The organism is Citricoccus zhacaiensis (assembly GCF_014645315.1).
GTDB classification, from domain to species: Bacteria; Actinomycetota; Actinomycetes; order Actinomycetales; family Micrococcaceae; genus Citricoccus; species Citricoccus zhacaiensis.
Genome location: NZ_BMLQ01000010.1, coordinates 21,279 through 40,523, shown reverse-complemented (window position 1 = coordinate 40,523; position 19,245 = coordinate 21,279). Strand labels below are relative to the sequence as shown.

Genomic DNA, 19,245 nt, shown 5'->3' with positions numbered 1-19,245 from the left:
ACACCGAGCGAAGGGGGGCCCTCGTGGCCAAGAACAAGAACACCGACTCCCCAGGCACGCAGAGCCTGGGATGGTGGGTCTCCGGCGGACTGCTAGTGGTCCTGATTGTCGCGATTGTCGTCGGCGTGGTCCTCTGGCCACGCGACACCACGACCGCACCAGAGAACACCCTCACCCCGACAGCCACGGCAACGGCCCCGGAGCAGGCACCCACCTCGGCGCCTGCCCAGGCGGGCGCCGCATGCCAGACCAGCGACGCTGACCAGACGGTCCCCAGCGAAGCACCAGAAACTGTCTGGAAGACCCACCCGTACCAGATGCTCATGCCGACCTCCGAGAAATACGGCCCCAGCACTCAAGACGGGAACCTGTGGACCTGCTTTGAGCGCTCACCCACCGGTGCCATCTTCGCCGGCCCAAACCTGCTGACCGCCATCTCTATGGGAGAAGCAGAGGCCGCAATCCCTGGCCCAGGGCGGGATGAAATGCTTCAGCTCGTCGAAGAGAGCGGTGATGCGGACTTCGAGCGCCCTGTCTACGAGGGATTCCGCGTCCTGGCCGCAGACATGAACTCCGCGACCATTGATTACTGGATCACAGGACAGGGAACTGACATCTCCCAAAGTGTGGACCTGGTCTGGGACAACGAGGCCGGCGACTGGAAGCTCAATCTCGAAACACCAGGGGAGCATCCACGCGTCTCCGCACTGGAAGACACCTCTCCTTACGTTCGCTGGCGGTAGGAGCAGATCATGGCTGGATGCCTACCTCATCAGGTGGATTGTTGGTTGGGCGATGCTGCGAACTCCGCTTTTGGTGCGATGGTCGAAGGTCTTTATGACGGGGCTGTGGAGATGGCCAAGATCATTGGCACGTGGTGGATGGAGGTTCCTCCGCCGAACCTGGACTCAGTGGGCCTGAACTTGCTCCAGCAGGACCTGAGTTGGTTCGTGGTGGTCTTCGCCATGATCGGTTTCTTCTTCGGCTTGATCCGGCTGGTGATGACCGAGGACGTCCGATCCAGTGCGGTCAATCTGGCCAAGCCGCTCTTTAACCTCGTGTTGGCCACGGGCGTCTATATGGCCGCCGTGCCGATCCTGCTCACCGCCGGAGACGAAACCGCGCGGTGGCTGCTTGACCGCTCCACTGACGGCGATTCGTCTATGGAAATGCTCATCCCCGCGACCGGAGCCATGGCCAGTAATTACGGGGTCGCGTTCGTGGTCTACCTGCTGATGCTGCTCGGTTCGGGCGTGAACTTCATGTTCATGATCTTCCGAAACCTCATGCTGGTGATCCTCGTGGCCTTCATCGCCGTGCTCGCGGCCGCCTCGGGAACCGAGGGAGGCAATCAGGCCTGGCGCAAGGCCAACGGCTGGCTGATCGCCCTGCTGCTGTTCAAGCCGGTCGCCGCCGGCATCTATGCCCTGGGCTTCCGGATGATGATCGACGGCACCGATCTCTCCCAGACGTCCGACCTGGGGGCTGGGCTGGTCGACGCTATGACGGGGTTGCTGATCCTGGTGCTGGCGGCCTTCGCCCTGCCCGGACTGATCAAGTTCATCGTCCCTGCCGCGGCCGCGGGCTCAGGCGGATTTTCTGGAGGCGCGGCATTGTCCGGGGCCGCCGGGGTCGCCGCTGGAGCTGCGGTGCTGGCCGGTGGCGTGGGCGCCGGTGCGATGGCCGCCCGAGGTGGGGCTGCGACTGGCAGCACCTCGGCGGCTGCCGTCGGTGGGGGAGACCCATCCGGGGCCCTCTCATCGTCCGGGGGTGGCCCGGCTGGGGGTGCTCCGTCAACGGCCGAAATTGTGTCGGGGACGTCCACCGCGGCCGCCGGCGCGGATGGTGGTTCTTCCACTGGATCCGAAGCGGCAGCTGGGGGCACCTCAGCCGGTGGTAGCACCAGCACCGCGTCCGGTGCCAGCGCCGAGGGAGGGTCCTCCGGTGGATCAGCTGCGGGTGGGAATGCCCCGTCAGGGGAGTCGTCCTCCACTGCGGGTGCGACCCAGGGCTCTAGTGCCGCTTCGGGTGCTGAGACGACCACTGGTGATCAGGCCGGCGCGGGTTCGGCTGCCGGTGGTGCACCGGCTGGAGCGGGAATGACGGACACTGCCGCTGGCGGTTCGTCCGGGTCGGGTCGGTGGGCCGAGGCCATCAACCGGTATAGCCAGGCCAGCCAGGCCGGATCGCAGGCCGCCGAGGGTGCCCGGGTGGACCGGGCCGTGGACGATGAAGGAGACCGAGCATGAGCACGACCGAGTCCGTTCGGATCGAACCGCAGGTCTTCGGCAACCTCACCGTGCCCCGCCGTTCCGGGCTGGGTGGACTGTCGATGGGAATCAGTATTGCTCTGATTCCGGTGGTGCTACTGAGCATCCTGTTCATGGCCACCGGACGCTGGTACATCGCCTTCGCCCTCGTCATGGCCGCCACGGTGGCGGTGCTGCTGCTGAAGGTGACCCGGCGCCAAGGACGCAGTATCTACGGAAGGATCACCTTGCGATTGGCACAACGCATCAAAGAGAAATCTGGCCGCGACGTGTACCTGGCCGGTCCGACCGGTAAGGGCACCCCCGACGGGGCCACTCGCCTGCCCGGGTTGATGGCCAAGTCCGAACTGGGCGAGTTCACCGACTCCTACGGCAACGCCTTCGGGCTGATCCGGGTCGCCGGATCCGACGTGTATAACTACTCCGTCGTCATCGAGACTCACCCCGACGGGGACTCTCTGGTGGACCAAGAACAGATCGATCACCGGGTGGCCGTGTGGGGTTCCTGGCTGACCCAGCGCGGCCTGGACGAGGGCATCCGTGGGGCCTCGGTGACCATCGAGTCCTCCCCGGACTCCGGGCTGCGTCTGGCGAATCTATTGGAGGCCAACCGCACCGGAACCGGCCCCGACTACGCCAAGGCGGTCACTGACCGGATCGGGGAGACCTATCAGGGTGGGGCCCCGCAGCTGGTGGCCCGCGTGAGCGTGACCTTCGACGGACGACGGCACGACGGCAAGACCGGAGACCGCGGCTGGGCGGAAATGGCCGAGGAGATCGGCACCCGCCTACCTGGGCTCGTCGGCGGCCTGCAGGGCACCGGGGCAGGGGCTGTGCGGGCGTCTACCGCACAGCAGATCACGGACTTCACCCGCGTGGCCTATGACCCGACCGTGGCCTCCCTGGTGGAGCAAATGCAGGCCGATGGCGGCACCGACCTTCACTGGGAGGATGCCGGACCCTCGTTCGCCCAGGACTCCTTCGAGCACTACCGCCACGACCGGGCGGTCTCGAAGTCCTGGACGATGTACAAGGGCCCGGAAGGACACTTCACGTCCAGCTCTCTGAAACGGGTGTTGGAGCCCTCCCCGGGGCTGCTGCGCAAGCGCGTCACCCTGCTCTACCGGCCCATCGCGGCCGAACGGACCACCGCCCTAGTGCAGCAAGAACAGAATGACGCGGCCTTCGCCGGCTCCCAGACTCGGCGTAACGCCCGCGCTGCCCTGCGACAGGCTGCCGCAGCCAAGACCGCCTCCGAGGAAGCCCAAGGTGCCGGATTGACCCGCTTCGGGCTGGTCATCACCATCACCGGCACCTCGGAGGAAGACCTGAAGGTCTGGGACAAGCGCATCCCCGGATTACTGGGACCGGCCCGGCTGCGAATCCGTCCCGCCCTGGCCAACCAGGCCGTGACCTTCCAGGCAGGCCTGCCCCTGGGCTTGGTGTTGCCCGATCACATGCTCATCCCCGACACCCTGAGGGAGTTCTTCTGATGGCCGATCGCCAGACGCCCCCGGATACGCTCACCGGAACCGCGCTGACGTTGTCCAAGAAGGACCTGGCCCGGCTCAAACGCGAGGACGCCAAGCGTCAACGCGCCGCAGCTCGGGACCGTCCCAAGACCACCCAACGCTGGCGCGAAGCCCGCGAGGCCTCCCGGCACCGGCCCGGCCCGCGCGGCTGGAACCGGACCGGCGGAGGACCGGTGGACGTCATCGAGGCCCCCTTCGAACTGCAGGGCACCACGGTCCAGGTGTGCGGTTTCTACCCGTTCTCGGCCGGGGCCGGGTTGCCGGTGATCGGCGCACCGCTGGGCTATCACTTGCGCCGACGCTCCCTCGTCTGCGCGGACCCAGTGTCGTGGTTTCGGGCCGGGATTATCTCCAATCCCTCGGCATTCATCCTCGGCCAGCCTGGGCTGGGAAAGACCTCCATGGTGCACCGATGGATCACCGTGCTGGCGGACTGGGGCGTCATCCCGATGGTCCTGGCCGACACCCGCCCGGACTACGTGCACACCATCGCCGACCTCGGTGGTCAGGTCATCAAGTTCTCGCCCGGCCAGGGACACATCAACCCGATGGATCTGGGACCCATCGTGGGACAACTGGCCGGCATCCAGGATGCCAAAGAAAGGGGCAAGGCACTGGAGGAAATGGCCTCCCGGCGTCGATCCCTGATCGCTGGCGTGGTGGGCATGATGCTGGGGCGCGAACTAGCACCGCATGAACGATCGGTGATCGCCACCTCCCTGTCCGACCTGGATCCCGAGCTCACCACCCCTCCGCTGTTGGGCGAGGTCATTGCGCACATCAGCGCCCGGCCTCAAACACTGCGGGCGGTGACCCTCACCAACGACAATGACACCGAGTACGACCTGCGCGTCCGCGAGGTCCTGGACGCATTGATTTCCCTGGGCCCATCCGGGATGTACGGGACGATGTTCTCCGAACCCACCTCCGAACACATCGAGGTCGGCCGACCGGCCGTATTCGACATCTCCGGAGTCAACGAGAACGACCATGTGCTCATGGCCGCCGTTCAGTCTCTGTGTTGGAATCTCGGCTCAGCCACCGTCAGCGCAGAAGCCTATTTGGCGGCCGACGAGGGACGGCGACGGAAGACCTATTTGCTCGTGATGGACGAGCTGTGGCGGATCCTGCGCGCCTCGGCGGACATGGTGCACTTCATCGACTCCATCACCCGTCTGAACCGTGGCCGGATGATGGCCCAAGTGATGGTGACCCACACCATGAACGACCTCAAGCTCGCCGAACCACATTTGACCGCCACCGCGTGGGGATTCGTGGAACGCTCCGCGATGGTGTTCCTCGGCGGGCTCGCCGAGGGCGAGATGGGCAACCTGCGAGAAGTATTCAACCTCTCCCGCGCCGAGGTGTCCCAACTCTCGGACTGGATCGCCGAAGCGCCCGTGGACCAGTGGACCGGCAGGGCCGGGTTGCGCCCAGGGGCCGGAAACTTCCTGCTCAAGACGGGCAAGGAAGCCGGGGTACCGCTGCACGTACAGTTGACCGATCTGGAGATCGACAACACCAACACCAACCGCGACTGGGACATGGTGCAGTGATGCTCGCCGACCCCCGCCCCGGCAGGCGCACCCAGCCGGCTTCTTCTGAGACCGGCTGGGTACTGGCCGCCGGCCTACTCATTCTCGTCATCGGAGCTCTCGCCCTCTGGGTCTTCGGCGCCTGGATCGACCCCACTATCGGCGCCACCGGCGGGCCCTTCGATGTCCTCATGTCCCAAGCCACCGGCGATACACCGGTCGGTATCTGGCAGCTCATCGTGTTCGCTGCCGGGGTGGCCATGTTGCTGGTCGTGGCGGCCTCGTTCCTGGTGGTGCTGCGTCGGGGCCGCAAGAACGGGTCCCGGATCGACCACCTGGCCTCCCGGATGGCCAAGGCCAAGGAGTTCGACGCACTCAACGAACCCGCCATGACCAAGGACTCTGAACGGCTCCGCGCCACGTCCGCTGGGCCGGGAGTGCCGCTGGCCAAGCTGGTCAACAACGGCAAACGACTCTTCGCGTCGTGGGAATGGGTACAGATCTGGCTCATGGGACCTCGCGCGGGTAAGACCACCAGTGTGTGCGTCCCTCAGATCCTGGAAACCAAGGGCCCTGTGGTGGCGACCTCGAACAAGCGCGACCTCGTGGACATGACGCGGGGCCCCCGGTCGAGGACCGGGGTGGTGTGGGTCCACGACGTCCAAGGCATCATCGGGGAGGAACCCACTTGGTGGTGGAACCCGCTGTCCTTCGTCACTGGCATGGAGCGGGCCGAGATGCTCGCGGACATCTTCGTCACCTCCGCCACGTCCGCCGGATCCACCCAGGACGCCTACTTCGAATCCGACGGCCGACGCCTGCTGTCGATGATGTTCTACGCCGCCGCAGTCGGTGGCCGTCCCATCACGGACGTACACCTCTGGGCCCAAAACCCCGACGACAAGGCACCCCGAGACCTACTGCTCGAGCACAGCCACACGGCAGTGGCCGTCTCCCTGGGCAAGATCCAGCAGCTCACGCCGAAGCAGCGCGACGGGGTCTACGGGACCATGCGCCCCTGGGTCAACGTGCTCTCCTACGACCGAGTCGTCCCCTGGGTGCGCGATACCGGCCAGCTCGGCCGAGCCGAGTTCGACCCCAAACGCTTCGCATCCTCAACCGACACCCTGTACCTGATCTCTAAAGAGGGCGCAGGGTCCACCCGTGCCATCGCCGGTGCCCTGGCCGTGGCGGTGCTAACCGAGGCCGAAGAGATTGCCGCCCTCCAGCCCGGGGGCCGGCTCTCCCCGCCGATGACGGGAGTGCTCGATGAGGTCGCCAACGTCGTGCGGTGGCGCCAGCTACCGGACGTGTACTCCCACTACGGCTCCCGGGGGATCGTGCTGTCCTCGTTCTTCCAAGGCTGGGACCAAGGCCTGGAGGCCTTCGGGGAGAAGGGCATGAAGAAGCTCTGGTCCGCCGCCAACATTCGGATCGCCGGTTCTGGCCTCTCGGACTCGTCGTTCCTGCCGTTCCTGTCCCAACTCATCGGCGACCACGACGTCATCCGCCGCACCACCTCCACCCAGAAAGGTGGACGCTCGGTGTCCACCGCCATCCAGCGCGAACGCCTCCTGGACGTCAACGACCTCGCCGCCCTACCCCGCGGCAGAGCCGTGCTCTCCACCTCCGGGCTGCCCCCGGGCCTGATCGAGCTCCAGCACTATTCCACCAACCCCTACGGCGATGACGTAGACGCCTCAAAGGACTACTACGAACAGCTCGCCGGTTAGTCAGTAACTAGAGGCGGCCTGCGCAATCCACTTGCTCTGCCGCTGGTGCTGGTGCTGGGCGGAACATGTCAATCAATTGCAATCTTGTCGAGGTGCTCCACCTGCCCAGACATCTCTTTGTCCACGCGAATGTTGAACTGCAATACGACGTGCCGAGTTAAGTCGACCTCAACGTAGTGCTCCTCTAAATTCCCCAGGTCCACGGCGTCGACTTCACCAGATTGTTCTAAGGAGTAAGCCTCAGAGCGGTGAACATGCGCGCTGATGTTCACTTCCGCCCGGCATTCAAGCTGACCAAGCTCCATGGTGTTCTCGAAGGCCTCATACGGATCCCAGCTGGCTGAGTCCACCTCGAGAGCTACCCAGCTGATGTGAGGAGACTCGATCTCCGAGGGAAGTACTAGCCCGTCAATCTCCAAACCCGAGGGATACGGATCAAAATCGGACCCGGCGACCTTAGCGCCAACCAGATGGTTCTCGACGTAGTCTTCGGCCGCATCCATAGCGAGGTCTTTGGCTGCCGGAGCAAAGTATGTCTGGCCTTCCTCCGCGAGACGAACCTCCTCTTCATACTCCGCCAGGAAGTTCTCAACGTCGATGCATACAGCTACTTGGTCCGCTTCATTCAGGGTCACCCGGAGGTCCGGATGCAGAGTGCCTCCAGAAGCGAAATCCTTATGGTTTTTAGTGAGGAGAATGATGCTTCGGCGAGGTTCGGAGACAGCAAGTGAGCGGACCGTCTGCCAAATCACATAGTCGGCGATTCCGGCATCGTCTGTCTTGAACGGCTTTTTTGCCCGCAAGTAGGAATCAATCAGATCTTCGGGATTAATTGGTGGCAGGTCGAGAACTTCGCCAACCGACGTAATTTGCCTTCTTAGACTGTCCTCATATACCCCGCTAGAGAGGGCGGCGTCCCGTCGGCTACGCAGATCCTTCTTGCTCACGCCCGGCGAGGATAGACCAAGGTCAATCAGGACATTGTCAAGGTCAACTGGATTGTCTACCGCGTTAATGATCAGGTTCATATTTTCGCGGTGCCTGCGCTGATAATGCCTAACCATCTCCCGCACGACTACTTCAGGGAAGTACAGGCGAACAACTCTAGAACGCTGAAGATTCACTAGTCGTTTCCATGTACCTCCCCTTAGATGGAGGTCGCCCCAGAAGAGATTTGTATCTACAACAACAGCATCTGCGAGGTGTTCGTCTTCCTCGGCAAGGCTGAATATTCCGGTGGTTTCCACGTCGTCATTATCACCCGAGCTCAACAAATCAGAACCAACCTCGAGGCGCTGGGGTGACCGCCCACTGAGGAGGCACGTCGGTGGATCGGGGTGGGTCGTAGTCCCAGAAGGGGGCGTCGGGGTCGGTGAGTCGGTCCATGATGGGCCAGAGGTAGTCCCGGAACCAGGCGGTGGAGGCCATGGCGTCGCCCCACCGGACTTGTTCCCAGGATTCCCAGAGTGCTTCGAGGACGGTGCCGACTTCCTCGTACCTCCACCACTGGGGGTCCCAGCGGCGGGTGGCGGGGTTGCGCCGATAGTGGGGGAGCAGCCAGCCCTCGACCCAGGCACCGGCATTGGGAAAGCACAGAGGCCGCTCTTTCTCGGCCCCCTGGTGCGTCTCGGTGGCCGGATCGTCAGCGCTGCCGAATTCCACGATCATCGGCTCACTCCTGTCTCTTGGCTGCGACCGGCGGTCGGTGCGGTGGAGACTGGCCGCTTTGTGGTCTTGGCCGGGTTGGTTGCGATGCGTTCAGCGGTCGAGCGGGGGAAGAAGTCGGCTTGCTGGGATCGCACGTTTGCCAGTTCAGGGGTGTTGGCGTGGCGCTCGATTTGAGCCAGTTGGGCGTCTGTGACTCGCTGGTATTGATTCGACAGCCTTCCCCCGGTCTGTTCCTCAGCCTGGGCATGTACCTGGTCCTGTTGTGCTTCGGATCCATATCGGTCTGCCAGGGCTAGGTGTGCGTCTTCGTCCACAGCCTTGGCGTCGGCAGCCTTCGCTGCCTCCTGACTGGCGGCCTGATCGGCCTCGCTGGGCTGTGTGCTGGCATCCAGCTGAGAGTCGGTACCCTGCTGCTCATCTCGGTCGGTCTCCTGGTCCGGTGTGGCCGTGGGGGCCAGCGCCTGGTCGGCCTCTGCGTCCAAACGCTGTCGGGCGAAGTAGTCGTCCAACGCATCACGCAGGGCCGCGTGCCGGTCGACCAAGGACGTGGGGTGGTCCTTGTTCATCAGTTCCAGGTTGATCCCGTAGTCGTTGCGCAGCACGTCGGCGGCGTGCATCCATGCCCCGCGAGCCTCTGGGTGGGAACCGGAGAGGTGCGCGGCCACGGTGACGCGGTCGGCGATGGATTCAGAGCCGGCGGTGCGCCAGAACTCCGGGTTGTACATCTCCCGATTCACCATCGCGGCGACGTTGGCCTCGGCCCGGGTCTGTTGGTCGGCCTGTGCGGTCCTCTCGGCGGCCTGCATCTGTTCACGGCGAGCTTGGGCTTCACGGAGTTGCATCCTGGAGCCCATCGCCACGCGCAGCATGTTGCCGAACTGCGCGGCCATCTCGGATTCTTCCTCGTTCTCTGCCATGTCCCTCTCCTATCGATCCATTCCGGTATCCGGTCGGGGCCGGGTGAACTGTTGGCCGCCCATCCGGGCGCGGGTCTGGCTGGGTGCGAGGGTGTACTGGGCCGTGATCACGTCCACGGTGCGCATCAGCGCAGCGGTGCGGCTCGCCAACTGCGGACGGTGCGTGGCCAAGGATTGAGTGGTCATCGCCCGGGAGAGCCGATTGGCCTGGGCCAACACCGCAAGCCACCCACGGGCACTGTCCTTGGCCGCGAATCGAGCTCCCAAGCGCACCGCGTGGGTCACGTTGCCCCGCCCTTGGGCAGCACGGGCGTACTGCTCCGAGAGCTGGGAGAACGCACCCGGCTTGCCTCGCTCGACGTGCATGGACAAGCGGGCGTAGATCGTGGACAGGTCGTCCGGGCCGGTGCCGGTCTTTCCGCTGAACAACTTCTCCACCGATGCCGGGTCAAAGGACCCGACCTGCACCGAAGACCAGTCGCGCTTCGCACTGTTGTGCATCGAGGCCAGCAGGGTCTCGGCCGATTCCCTTCCGGCGCCTTCGAAGCGGCGTAGAACGTTGGGCCACCCTAGGGTGGCATCCAGTTTCGATGGGGAGTACCAGACCGATTCCTGTGCCTCGCCGAGGGCCACCTTGTACCCGCGGATCTGGGTGGTGGATCCTTTGGCAAACGACGGTGCCACCCGCACGTTCAACTCACCCAATCGTTCGATGTACTGGGACGGAGTGGCGGCTGTCGCCAGCGCGGTGCGCATCCGTCGGCGCAGCTCCGGACGAGGAGCCTGGGGGTAGCCCTCGGCGGACGCACGAGCGACCTCGGCGGGCTTATCCCCGGACAAGCCACGGGCCACCTGACGGGACTCCAACACCGCCAGCCCGTGCTCCGCTTCCAGCTCCCCGCAGACCTTCTGCGCGCGGTAGTAGTCGTTGTGAATATTGGCCTTGGTTCCGTCTTCCCGGACCAACTGCACGGCAATGTGAATGTGATCGTTGCCGGCTTTCGACACTCCGTGGTGCACGGCCACCCAGCGGGAGGACTGCGCCCCATCCGGGTCGATGAACCCCATCCGCTCCACGAACTCTTGGGCGATGATTCCCCACTCCTCTTTGGACACCTCCCGCTCGCCTTTGGCTAGGGATAAGGAGCAGTGCCAGACATGGCCGTCCTTCTCGGCGACCTTGACCTTGCGCTGGGACGCTTCGTCCCACGCGAAGACGGGGGCCTTCACCTCGGTGCCATGCGTACGCCGGGGGCCGTCCAGGATCGCACCGATGCGTTGCCCGTCCTCGACGGAAAGCTCCTGTCCGGGTTCGAACTCAATCAATACCCGGTCGTCGCCGGAGATCACCATTGGTGTGGTGTGCTCGTTGGACCGACCCGGGCCGGCGAGGTAGCTCATCAGCCCGATCATCTGCCCGCCGCGGACCACGTTCGGCATCATGGCGTGCCCCTATCCAACGCCAGGGTCTCGATCGTGACATCAACGTCACGCAGCACCCCGCGCAACTCATCCAACGACCCGCGCACGTCTCCGTGCAGTTCCCCGTCGGTGTTCAGCCCACGGGCAATCTGGTTCAGGTTGTTCCCGACACGGGCGAGCTGCCCGGTCATCACGTTCAACGCGGTCAGCACTCGGCGTCGATCCGTTGCCGTTTCACCGACCGAAACCGCTAATGCGGATTCCTTCAGCAGCCGCGGAACGGACACGCCCTGCTCCACGGCAGCCAGTGACAGGGCCGCATCCTCAGAAGCGGAGAGCTTGACCACCCGACGTGCCGGACGGCCACCGGTCACGTTGACCTGACGCTTGCGCTCCGCCACCGCGACCACCCCCGTCCCGTGCCTGACCTGCTGTCCTTGACGTCCGCCCAGTGCAACGCCGCTCACCCATGAGTGTCCCACCGAACGTCGCGACAGTGCAAGGACGCAAGCTGGTTAGGGCACCTAACCATATAGCTTGCTCCGGCTCAGTCGGTCCCGCTGGCTCCGGCTCAGTCGGTCCCGCTGGCTCCGGCTCAGCCGGTCCCGCTGGCGCGGGAGTGGATGCGGGCTACCGCCCGCGAAGCATTGACGGGAACGGAGCGTTCCATTCGGCCTTGGAGGGTACTGGTCCGCCAGAACCGGTCAAGCCTCCGGGCTCGGCTTTCGCGGCATATCCTCACTCGCTCGTTCCTCGCTCCCTCCGGTATTCCACGACCGACCCCTCCGGCTGGACCGAACCTGGCGGCCCGAGTATTTCGGTCTTCGCCGAAAGGAACGGCAGCCAGAGCAAAACGACAGGAGAGTTCCCGATGCGCCTCACCACCAGCGGTTTCCAGACTGCCCTCGAAGACTTCCTCGGTGCCGATACCGGCGCCAAGGTGTTGGCCTACGCGGCCACCCACCGGGCCGGCGAACAGCTCGCCGGCTACCCGACTCTGCTCACCGTGGCCGAGGTCGCCGAGGTGCTCTGCACCGACGCCGAGACAGTGCTTTCGATGACCGGGGACGACATGCTGCCGGCCATTGAGATCGGCGCCTCGATCCGCCGGTACCGGCGCGAAGATGTCCACAACTACCTACGGTTTCTCAGCGGGAATCGCGCGTCCGCTCTAGGGTGAAAACCATGACCGAGAACATCACCGAATCCTTCATTGACCAGGCCCGCAAACTCAACGACCAGCGCCTCGCCGCCGCTCAGGACATCGCCGTCGCCGTGCAGGCCCGCGTCGATGCCGAACAAGCCCTGAAGGACGCCCAGGCGGCCGAGCGCAAAGCCTTCAAGGACGCCGAGCGCAAGGGCTGGACCAAGCCCGAACTCGACAAGCTGCGCCCAGCCAAACGACGCCGCACCACCACCAGCAGCACGAGCGGAGACCAGGGCACCAAGACCGCCACTCCCCAGCCATCCGACCAACCACAGTCAACCGACTAAGAGCACCACCAGGAGACCACCATGGAATCGACCATCACCGACAAGCTCGCCGAACTCCTCACCGACGCACCGGACCCGGCAGTACTCGTGGACCTGCACCTGCACCGCGAACCACTCACCGTCACCTTCGAACCCCAGAACTGAACCATGGCCGAAGACAAGCCCACCGTGCGCATCACCACCCCCACCGCCCTGGCCGGGGCCGTCCCCAACATGGTCGGATACCAACCCGCCGACAACCAGGTCGCCGTCCTCGGCTTCCACGACTCCGACTACGTCGGCGTCGCCGTCCACACCTGGACCGCCGAACTCGGCGACGGGCCGGCACACGCCGCTGAAGTCGCCCAGCACATCACCGGCGGTTTCGGAGACCGCGCCGACCGGTACCTGGCCATCGGCTACGGGCCCGAGGGCCCCGAGCGGGCGCTGCTGTTCCAAGACGCCTTCACCCGCCACACCGAACAGCCCCCCCGGGCATGGGCCGTTCATAACGACCGCCTCCAGGTCTTCTCCGCCGGCCACGGATGGAGCCTCGAAACCGACCTCAAGGCCACCGCCGCCACCGAATACGCCATGGTCACCGGCCAACAGCCGGCCCACTCACGCCAGGAACTCGCCCGACACTACGCACCAGTCCCCGAAGACCAACAAGCCACCCTGCACCCGGACACCGCCGAACGCTTCAACTCGATGCAGCCCTCCGCACAGTACGAATGGGCCTCCCAAGCCCTCACCGAAGGAGCTGCATCCAAGACCGGGCTCACCGACGAACAAGTCGCGCTCATCGCCCACGCCACCGCCACCAGCGAACACATCCGCGACAACCTCCTGGCCGACGTCATCGGAGACAACGTCAAGGCCGACCGCCTCGTCGACGCCTTCCGCCGCTGCGACGACGCACGACGCCCCGACCTCGCCGACCTCGCCGCCGCCGGACAATACATCACCCGCGGTAGCCCCGTCGGCATCGAAGCCGTCGCCCGCCACACCACCGGAGCCCTCGGCCGCCTCGCTGACAAAGCCGCCTTCCAAGGACTCGACCCCCAGCCACTCATCGACTCCATCAACCGCACCGAACTACGCGACCGCCTCGCCATGGCCGACCGCCATCACTACCGCAGCCACGTCATGAGCCGCTCTCCCTTGTTGCCCAACCCCGACCCGCGGGCACCCTCCCGGCCGACCCCCGGGGCCGGCCACCAACGCAAGCAAGGCCCCCGGGGCCTGGATGGACATGGAACGCTAAGCCAACGGTCGGCACCGTCCATGCATGTCACCGAAGACTATTGGTCGCCAACTCACACCTCGGCTGGCCTAGTCTGAGCGGGCTTCACTCGCTCCCAGGAAGGAACTACGACTAATGGATCGTCCACCCCCTGCCCCGGAACCCGACCCCGCAGAGCTAAGAGAGGCGATCAGGACTCTCAACGACGCCAAGGACGCGTTCAAAAAGGCCACCCCAGAATCTAAGGAAATGACCAGACGCTACTTCGGGTTCGCTATTTTCCTGTTCATAGTCGCCATCGCAGTGATTGTCGTGACAGCAGGATTTGGCTGGTCCAACGCGGTGATTGCTGGTGCCATAGCCGCCTATGGCGGGTTCGCGATCATTTTCGAGTTGTGCAACCTGGCCGACAAGGGCCCCTTCGTTCCGGAGGCCTTCATCAAGTTGCTCGGTCTTGAGGCTGTCCTCATCGGTTTCTTCACGATCGCTGCGGAGACCATCTAAGTCGCTGCTTTTTTAGGCGGGGTGTTCTTCAGCGTTCGCATATCTATGGAGAGTGCTGTAAAGCGTCTGGCGAGACACTCCTAGGCGCACAGCAATCTCCGTCTTAGGCAGGCCCAGGTCGATCATGGCCTGGGCCTGCTCCACGTCCTGCGCACTGAGCTTGGGCACTTGGACGTACTTGCCCTTGGCCTTGGCCAGGGCGATGCCCTCGGCTTGGCGTTCCCGGATCAGGTTGCGCTCGAACTCGGCGAAGGACGCCATGACCCCGAGCATCAGCGCATCGATCGGTGAGGACCCATGTTTGTCCACGGTGATGCGTTCCTTGACGAACTCCACTGCCGCGCCCTTCGCGGCGATCTCGTCGACCAGGTCGAACAGGTCTCGGGTGCTGCGGCCCAGGCGGTCCATGGAGGCCACCCGGACGGTGTCACCGTCGCGGATGTAGTCCAACAGCTTCGCCAGGCCGGTGCGCTTGGCACGGGACTTGCCGCTGACCTTGTCGGTGAAGACCTTGGTGCACTCCCCGATGGCTTCTAGTTGCCGGTCCGGGTTCTGGTCCACTGAGCTCACCCGAACGTAGCCGACAACCTGTCCAACCATCTTCAGGACCCGCCCTCACGAAAGTGTCAAAGGCCCGGTTTAGGACCCACTCTGACAGCATATCTCCGTCGGCCCCGATGGTGTGTAAACGGGTATACCAGCTCTTACACGGCACCTCGAGTCACTTCCGGCCGCTGGAGGACGTCTGCCCCCGGTCAGGGTGGGGAAGGCTTCCACCGGCACCACGCGTATATGGATGATCTTGTCCAGCGCCCTGCACGTCACAGCTTCCAGACTTCGTGTTCGGTAAGTGTGACAAGTTTGCGTCCGTGGCAAGCATTCTGCTGGATCCATAGGATGCCCAAGTGCGGTGCTACAGCGTCCACCTGACCCCGCAGGGCCACGGTGTCGAAGTGGTGCACCTCAATAGCGTCTCCGCGCTCCAGCTTGTTCAAGTCGAGTATTCGAACGGCGGACAGCTGAGTGGGAAACAACGGATTTCCTTCCGGTAGGACACGCAGGACAGGTGAGCAAAACCGTGGTGGATTAGGCGGCACTCTCTGCGCGGGCTTGCTGCCCCGGTGGACTCGTTCTTGCCTGTGCTTCCCAGCCGCTTGGAGCAATCCCGAGAGTTTGTAAAGCCTTTTGGGATGTCGATGCGGATCAAGTTCGAGTAACTTACGCCCGCTTCCCGGGCGTCGTTCGCCTGGGCATAAGCCCTGGGGAGCAGTACCACACCTTGTCCGCGCTATTTACTTGGCACCACCTGTCGCCGAGTTTCATCGTCACGCCGGCACGCGTCTCCGGCGGAGTAGCGTTGAGATGTGGGGATTCGAGCTCGTCAAATGAGCCACTACAGCATCGAGCTGCCGCCGTTGACGCTCCACACCTGTCCGGTCACGTAGGACGCCTCGTCTGAGGCCACAAAGGCCACCGCGGCGGCGACCTCCTCCACCGTGCCCGGTCGGTCCATGGGGATGAGGTTTCGCATCTGTGCGCCGAACTCCTCCATGTCTTCCTTGACCTCGATGGAGGCGGACTCGAGCTTTTCTGCGGCCTCGGGGGTGACGATCCAGGCTGGGGCGACCGTGTTTACCGTGACGCCCGAAGAGGCATATTCCCGGGCCAAGCCAGTGCCGAAGGCATGCACCCCGCCCTTGGCTGCGTTGTAGACGGCATGGCGATAGAGACCGTTCCGTACCGATTCGGCGCCGATGTTCACGATGCGCCCGTAGGTGCGTGCGGACATGTGCGGTAGAACCTCGAGCGTGGCATAGATCGTGGTCCAAAGATTCCGGTCGATGGTGGCGCGGAGGGTCTCCTCCGTGTGGTCTGCGGTCGGGAGGATGACGCCGCCGCCGGCGCAGTTCACGAGAACGTCAACGCGGTCGTATTCCTCGAGCGTGCGGTTCACCAGATCGACCGCCCCGGAGCGCTGGGTCAGGTCGCCCTGGACAGTGAGGATGCTGGAGGCGTTCCCGTCGCGCAGCTGCTCGGCGACGGTCTCGAGGTCTGCGGCGTTGATGTCCGCCAGGACCAAGGCCGCGCCCTCGTCCCCGAGGCGGGATGCAATGGCCTTGCCGATACCGGAGGCGGCGCCGGTGACGATAGCGACCCTGTCGATAAAACGGTTCATGATGTGTTCCTAACCCGAGTGGTGAAGTTTCTTAGTCCTCGATGAGGTGGACGTAGACCTTGTCGCCGTCGATGCTCGTTGCGTATTTCTTCAGGGCGAGCGTCGCCGGGAAGCACAGCGGGGCTCCGGTCCGGACATCGAACCGCGCCATGTGCAGGGTGCATGTCACCTCATGGCCTTCCAGTTCGCCCTCCTCGCCAAGGGACCACTTCTCGTGGGTGCAGGTGTCCGAAGTTGCGAAAAACTCTCCGTCGACCCGGTAGACAGCGATGCCACCATTGGCCTCAAGGGTCAGTGATTCGCCGTCCTCGATATCCCCGACGTTGCAAGCGAAGATGGCAGTGGTGGAGGCGGTGGTGCTCATGGGATCGTCCTTCAGTTGGAGCAAGCGTGTGGTCTGCGCCACGTTCTTGAATCCATCTTGAGGTTTTTTCCGCGTCTGCCGCCTATCAGGTTCCAGTGGCTGGAATGGCGGTCTGGCGCGGAACATGGGTGGAGCCGGGCAACTGCGTGCCCGGCTCCACCGTCAGTTCTGTGACTGGCTGCGGTTAGATGATGAAGCTGATTTTGCCCTGGGGGTCCAGCTTGTCGTGAGCCAGGATCGCCTTCTTCTGGCGGATCTGGAACGTCCCATTGGTCGGCACGAGGGTGTACTCGTAGCGGCCCACATACGTGTCGAACTTCCCGGCCTTGGATCGGTTGATGTTGAAGTTGGCGGTCACTAGGACCTCATCGCCGCTCTGCGCGAGGATACGCACATTGCCGACAATGCGACTGGTCTGCGAATGCGGGAACTCCGCATGCGCCTCCGGCTTCTTCAGACGGATCACCCGCTGCTCGAGCATGGTGCGGCCGTCGTGAATCAGGGACCAGGACAGTCCCGGGTCCAGGTCCGGACGGTCTGTTGCGGGGATCTCATAGGTGCAGTCCAACGTGAACAACTCGAGCCATTCCTCGAGGCGCCAAGTGTCCAGCATCTCAGCTTCCTGGAAGAGGAAATCCTCGACTTCAGTACGGGTGGTGACGGTTGCCGTGGGAGCGGTGATGGCCATATCAATGCCTTTCTGGGAACGGAGACTAGGCGTCGGTGGTCTGCTTCTGGAACGGAACGAACGACTTCCCTTCCGACGGCAGGGCTTCGCCGGTCATCCGCTTGTTCCATTCGCGCCACCAAGCGCGCATCTGGAGCTCGTCGTTGGCGGCGGGCATCTGCTTGCCCATGCCCTTGGAGATGTCGGACCAGCCGATTTCCGCTTGGGTGCTGAAGGCCTTCTGGGCCTGCTCCAGGGCCTCAACGTCGTCCGGGGTTGCCAGGCCGGCCGGGCCCCAGAAGGTGAGGGCGTTGTCGACGCGGTACTTGATGAACTCCTCGTCCACTCCCTTGGGAATGATCTGCCAACCGGTGACGATCGTCTCGCTGGGGGAGATGGGGTACATGGTGCGCAGGGTCAGGCCGAAGCTCAGGTCGATGACGATGAAGCTCGGGAAAAAGACGGAGTTGCGCGAGAGCCCGAACATGGCGGTGGCATAAGACTCACCAAAGCGTTCCTCGGCGGTGCGCCGCATACCGGCGAGGGTCTCCTTGACCGATTCGGTAGCCAATGGCAACCCATTGGCCGGGTACATCAGGGTGGCGTGCCCGTTGGGGAACTCGGTGCCCATGCCGGACGGGGCCACTCCGTTGACGATTTCCTCACCGAGCATGGGCGGGGTTGCCCCCAGGTCCATCATCATCTCGAAGTAGGTGTGGTGAACGGACTTGGCATGGTAACCGTCCACACTGTTCTCCACGAGCAGCTTCCAGTTGGCCTTGATCGAGTACTTGTGGGTGCCCTCCAGGATTGCGATGCCTTCGGGCGACTGGTCGGCAACCAGATCGATGAAGTACTTGGCCTCCCCGAGGTAGTCCTCGAGCGACTCTGCGTCCTCGTCGAAGTTCACGAAGTACAGACCGCGGTAGCTCTCCACCTTGGCCGGTCCCTTGAGGCCCTCGTAGACCTTGGCCGGCTCGGCCTTGTAGTCCTCGTTGCCGGGGACGTTGACGAGTTCGCCGGAGTTTCGGTAGGCCCAACCATGGTAGAAGCAGGTGAAGATCTTGGCGTTGCCGGAGGAGTGGCGGCACAGGGACGCGCCACGGTGCAGGCAGCTGTTGAGCATGACGCGGACCTCGCCGTGGCGGTCGCGGTTGAAGATCACCGGCCGGCCAGCAACATCGCGGGTCTGGAAGTCGCCCTTGTTCGGGATCTCGGACTCGTGTCCGACATAGATCCAGGCCTTGCTGAAGATTTCCTGCTTCTCCTTCTCCAGGATCTCCTGCGAGGTGAAGACTTCGCGGTTGACCTGGAAGAGGTGGTTCTGGCGGTCGTCATTGACGTACGTCGACGCGGTCATGGTGTGCTCCGTTCCATCGGGGACTGAGGTGAGGTGCTGGGCGGGCGGGAAGGCCAGCTCTTGGTGGTGGTTTAGTGGTGGCTGGCGGACTGGGCCGCCTGGTTGGCGACGGCGTCGCGGAAGTGCCATTCGGCGTCATCCATGCCGGCCGTAGGGACGACCAGGACGGCGCTGGGGCCGATGGTCATCCAGTTGTTGCCTTCGTCGTCCGGCTCGGCGGCCAGAATCTCCACGGTGGTGAACAGCTCGCCGCTGGGGTCGTGGGTGCCGATGATGACGTTGATCTTGCAGCCCTCGGTTTCGATGTGCAGGATCTTGTCCGGGCCGTCGTTGAAGTGCTGGATATGGCGCATGGTTCCTCTGTTCGTGCGGTGTCGC

General features: G+C 64.0%; 21 protein-coding genes. 10 read left to right on the top strand and 11 right to left on the bottom strand.

Features of this window, described 5'->3' with window-relative positions; genetic code table 11:
- Positions 1 to 23: 23 nt before the first annotated feature.
- From IEX49_RS14555 to IEX49_RS14535, 5 genes are all read left to right on the top strand, one after another.
- The gene (locus tag IEX49_RS14555; RefSeq protein WP_188806887.1) at positions 24 to 743 is read left to right on the top strand and encodes a DUF8175 domain-containg protein; all 720 of its coding nucleotides are present in this window, start codon (positions 24 to 26) and stop codon (positions 741 to 743) included.
- Between the two features lie 111 nt (positions 744 to 854).
- A complete protein-coding gene (locus IEX49_RS14550) occupies positions 855 to 2,249 on the top strand; it encodes a hypothetical protein (RefSeq protein WP_188806886.1) in 1,395 nt (464 codons plus the stop codon).
- Complete coding sequence (locus tag IEX49_RS14545) at positions 2,246 to 3,763, top strand: SCO6880 family protein (RefSeq protein ID WP_188806885.1); 1,518 nt, start codon at positions 2,246 to 2,248, stop codon at positions 3,761 to 3,763. Before IEX49_RS14550 ends, IEX49_RS14545 begins: the two co-directional genes overlap by 4 nt.
- Entirely contained in the window at positions 3,763 to 5,358 is a 1,596-nt protein-coding gene (locus IEX49_RS14540) for a putative type IV secretion/conjugal transfer ATPase (protein ID WP_188806884.1), read from the top strand. The genes IEX49_RS14545 and IEX49_RS14540 overlap by 1 nt, the downstream gene beginning before the upstream one ends.
- The gene (locus tag IEX49_RS14535; RefSeq protein ID WP_229672756.1) at positions 5,358 to 7,070 is read left to right on the top strand and encodes a type IV secretory system conjugative DNA transfer family protein; all 1,713 of its coding nucleotides are present in this window, start codon (positions 5,358 to 5,360) and stop codon (positions 7,068 to 7,070) included. Before IEX49_RS14540 ends, IEX49_RS14535 begins: the two co-directional genes overlap by 1 nt.
- Positions 7,071 to 7,138: 68 nt before the next feature.
- On the opposite strand, the gene IEX49_RS14530 is transcribed toward IEX49_RS14535, so the two are convergent.
- Genes IEX49_RS14530 through mobC form a run of 5 tightly spaced genes read right to left on the bottom strand, consistent with a single transcriptional unit; the run spans position 7,139 to position 11,478 of the window.
- A complete protein-coding gene (locus IEX49_RS14530) occupies positions 7,139 to 8,317 on the bottom strand; it encodes a PIN domain-containing protein (RefSeq protein WP_159554292.1) in 1,179 nt (392 codons plus the stop codon).
- A 28-nt stretch (positions 8,318 to 8,345) separates the two neighbouring features.
- Complete coding sequence (locus IEX49_RS14525) at positions 8,346 to 8,738, bottom strand: DUF4913 domain-containing protein (protein WP_188806883.1); 393 nt, start codon at positions 8,736 to 8,738, stop codon at positions 8,346 to 8,348.
- On the bottom strand, positions 8,735 to 9,628 hold the full coding sequence (locus tag IEX49_RS14520; RefSeq protein ID WP_188806882.1) for a hypothetical protein: 894 nt from the start codon (positions 9,626 to 9,628) through the stop codon (positions 8,735 to 8,737). Before IEX49_RS14520 ends, IEX49_RS14525 begins: the two co-directional genes overlap by 4 nt.
- Positions 9,629 to 9,664: 36 nt before the next feature.
- Positions 9,665 to 11,098, bottom strand: a complete 1,434-nt coding sequence (locus tag IEX49_RS14515) for a relaxase/mobilization nuclease domain-containing protein (RefSeq protein WP_188806881.1) — start codon at positions 11,096 to 11,098, stop codon at positions 9,665 to 9,667.
- Positions 11,095 to 11,478, bottom strand: coding sequence for a plasmid mobilization relaxosome protein MobC (mobC, locus tag IEX49_RS14510; protein ID WP_188806880.1), 384 nt, complete (start codon positions 11,476 to 11,478; stop codon positions 11,095 to 11,097). Before mobC ends, IEX49_RS14515 begins: the two co-directional genes overlap by 4 nt.
- A gap of 470 nt (positions 11,479 to 11,948) precedes the next feature.
- On the opposite strand from mobC, the gene IEX49_RS14505 reads away from it, so the two are divergent.
- Genes IEX49_RS14505 through IEX49_RS14490 form a run of 5 tightly spaced genes read left to right on the top strand, consistent with a single transcriptional unit; the run spans position 11,949 to position 14,300 of the window.
- Entirely contained in the window at positions 11,949 to 12,257 is a 309-nt protein-coding gene (locus IEX49_RS14505; protein ID WP_188806879.1) for a helix-turn-helix domain-containing protein, read from the top strand.
- A gap of 5 nt (positions 12,258 to 12,262) precedes the next feature.
- Complete coding sequence (locus IEX49_RS14500; protein ID WP_188806878.1) at positions 12,263 to 12,571, top strand: hypothetical protein; 309 nt, start codon at positions 12,263 to 12,265, stop codon at positions 12,569 to 12,571.
- Positions 12,572 to 12,592: 21 nt separating this feature from the next.
- Complete coding sequence (locus IEX49_RS17040; RefSeq protein WP_268237729.1) at positions 12,593 to 12,715, top strand: hypothetical protein; 123 nt, start codon at positions 12,593 to 12,595, stop codon at positions 12,713 to 12,715.
- A gap of 3 nt (positions 12,716 to 12,718) precedes the next feature.
- Positions 12,719 to 13,894 (top strand): DUF4192 family protein, encoded by a 1,176-nt coding sequence (locus IEX49_RS14495; protein ID WP_188806877.1) that lies wholly within the window; start codon positions 12,719 to 12,721, stop codon positions 13,892 to 13,894.
- Positions 13,895 to 13,931: 37 nt separating this feature from the next.
- Positions 13,932 to 14,300, top strand: a complete 369-nt coding sequence (locus IEX49_RS14490) for a hypothetical protein (protein WP_188806876.1) — start codon at positions 13,932 to 13,934, stop codon at positions 14,298 to 14,300.
- Between the two features lie 12 nt (positions 14,301 to 14,312).
- Here IEX49_RS14490 and IEX49_RS14485 read toward each other — a convergent pair whose 3' ends face one another.
- The 6 genes from IEX49_RS14485 to IEX49_RS14460 form a co-directional block, all read right to left on the bottom strand.
- Complete coding sequence (locus IEX49_RS14485; RefSeq protein WP_188806875.1) at positions 14,313 to 14,900, bottom strand: recombinase family protein; 588 nt, start codon at positions 14,898 to 14,900, stop codon at positions 14,313 to 14,315.
- Between the two features lie 793 nt (positions 14,901 to 15,693).
- On the bottom strand, positions 15,694 to 16,476 hold the full coding sequence (locus IEX49_RS14480; RefSeq protein ID WP_188806874.1) for an SDR family NAD(P)-dependent oxidoreductase: 783 nt from the start codon (positions 16,474 to 16,476) through the stop codon (positions 15,694 to 15,696).
- 31 nt (positions 16,477 to 16,507) lie between these two features.
- On the bottom strand, positions 16,508 to 16,840 hold the full coding sequence (locus IEX49_RS14475) for a non-heme iron oxygenase ferredoxin subunit (RefSeq protein WP_188806873.1): 333 nt from the start codon (positions 16,838 to 16,840) through the stop codon (positions 16,508 to 16,510).
- Between the two features lie 184 nt (positions 16,841 to 17,024).
- Positions 17,025 to 17,528, bottom strand: a complete 504-nt coding sequence (locus IEX49_RS14470) for an aromatic-ring-hydroxylating dioxygenase subunit beta (RefSeq protein WP_188806872.1) — start codon at positions 17,526 to 17,528, stop codon at positions 17,025 to 17,027.
- Positions 17,529 to 17,553: 25 nt separating this feature from the next.
- Positions 17,554 to 18,867: an aromatic ring-hydroxylating oxygenase subunit alpha gene (locus IEX49_RS14465; protein WP_188806871.1), complete on the bottom strand. Its 1,314-nt coding sequence runs from the start codon at positions 18,865 to 18,867 to the stop codon at positions 17,554 to 17,556.
- A 71-nt stretch (positions 18,868 to 18,938) separates the two neighbouring features.
- The gene (locus IEX49_RS14460) at positions 18,939 to 19,220 is read right to left on the bottom strand and encodes a hypothetical protein (RefSeq protein WP_229672753.1); all 282 of its coding nucleotides are present in this window, start codon (positions 19,218 to 19,220) and stop codon (positions 18,939 to 18,941) included.
- Positions 19,221 to 19,245: the final 25 nt, after the last annotated feature.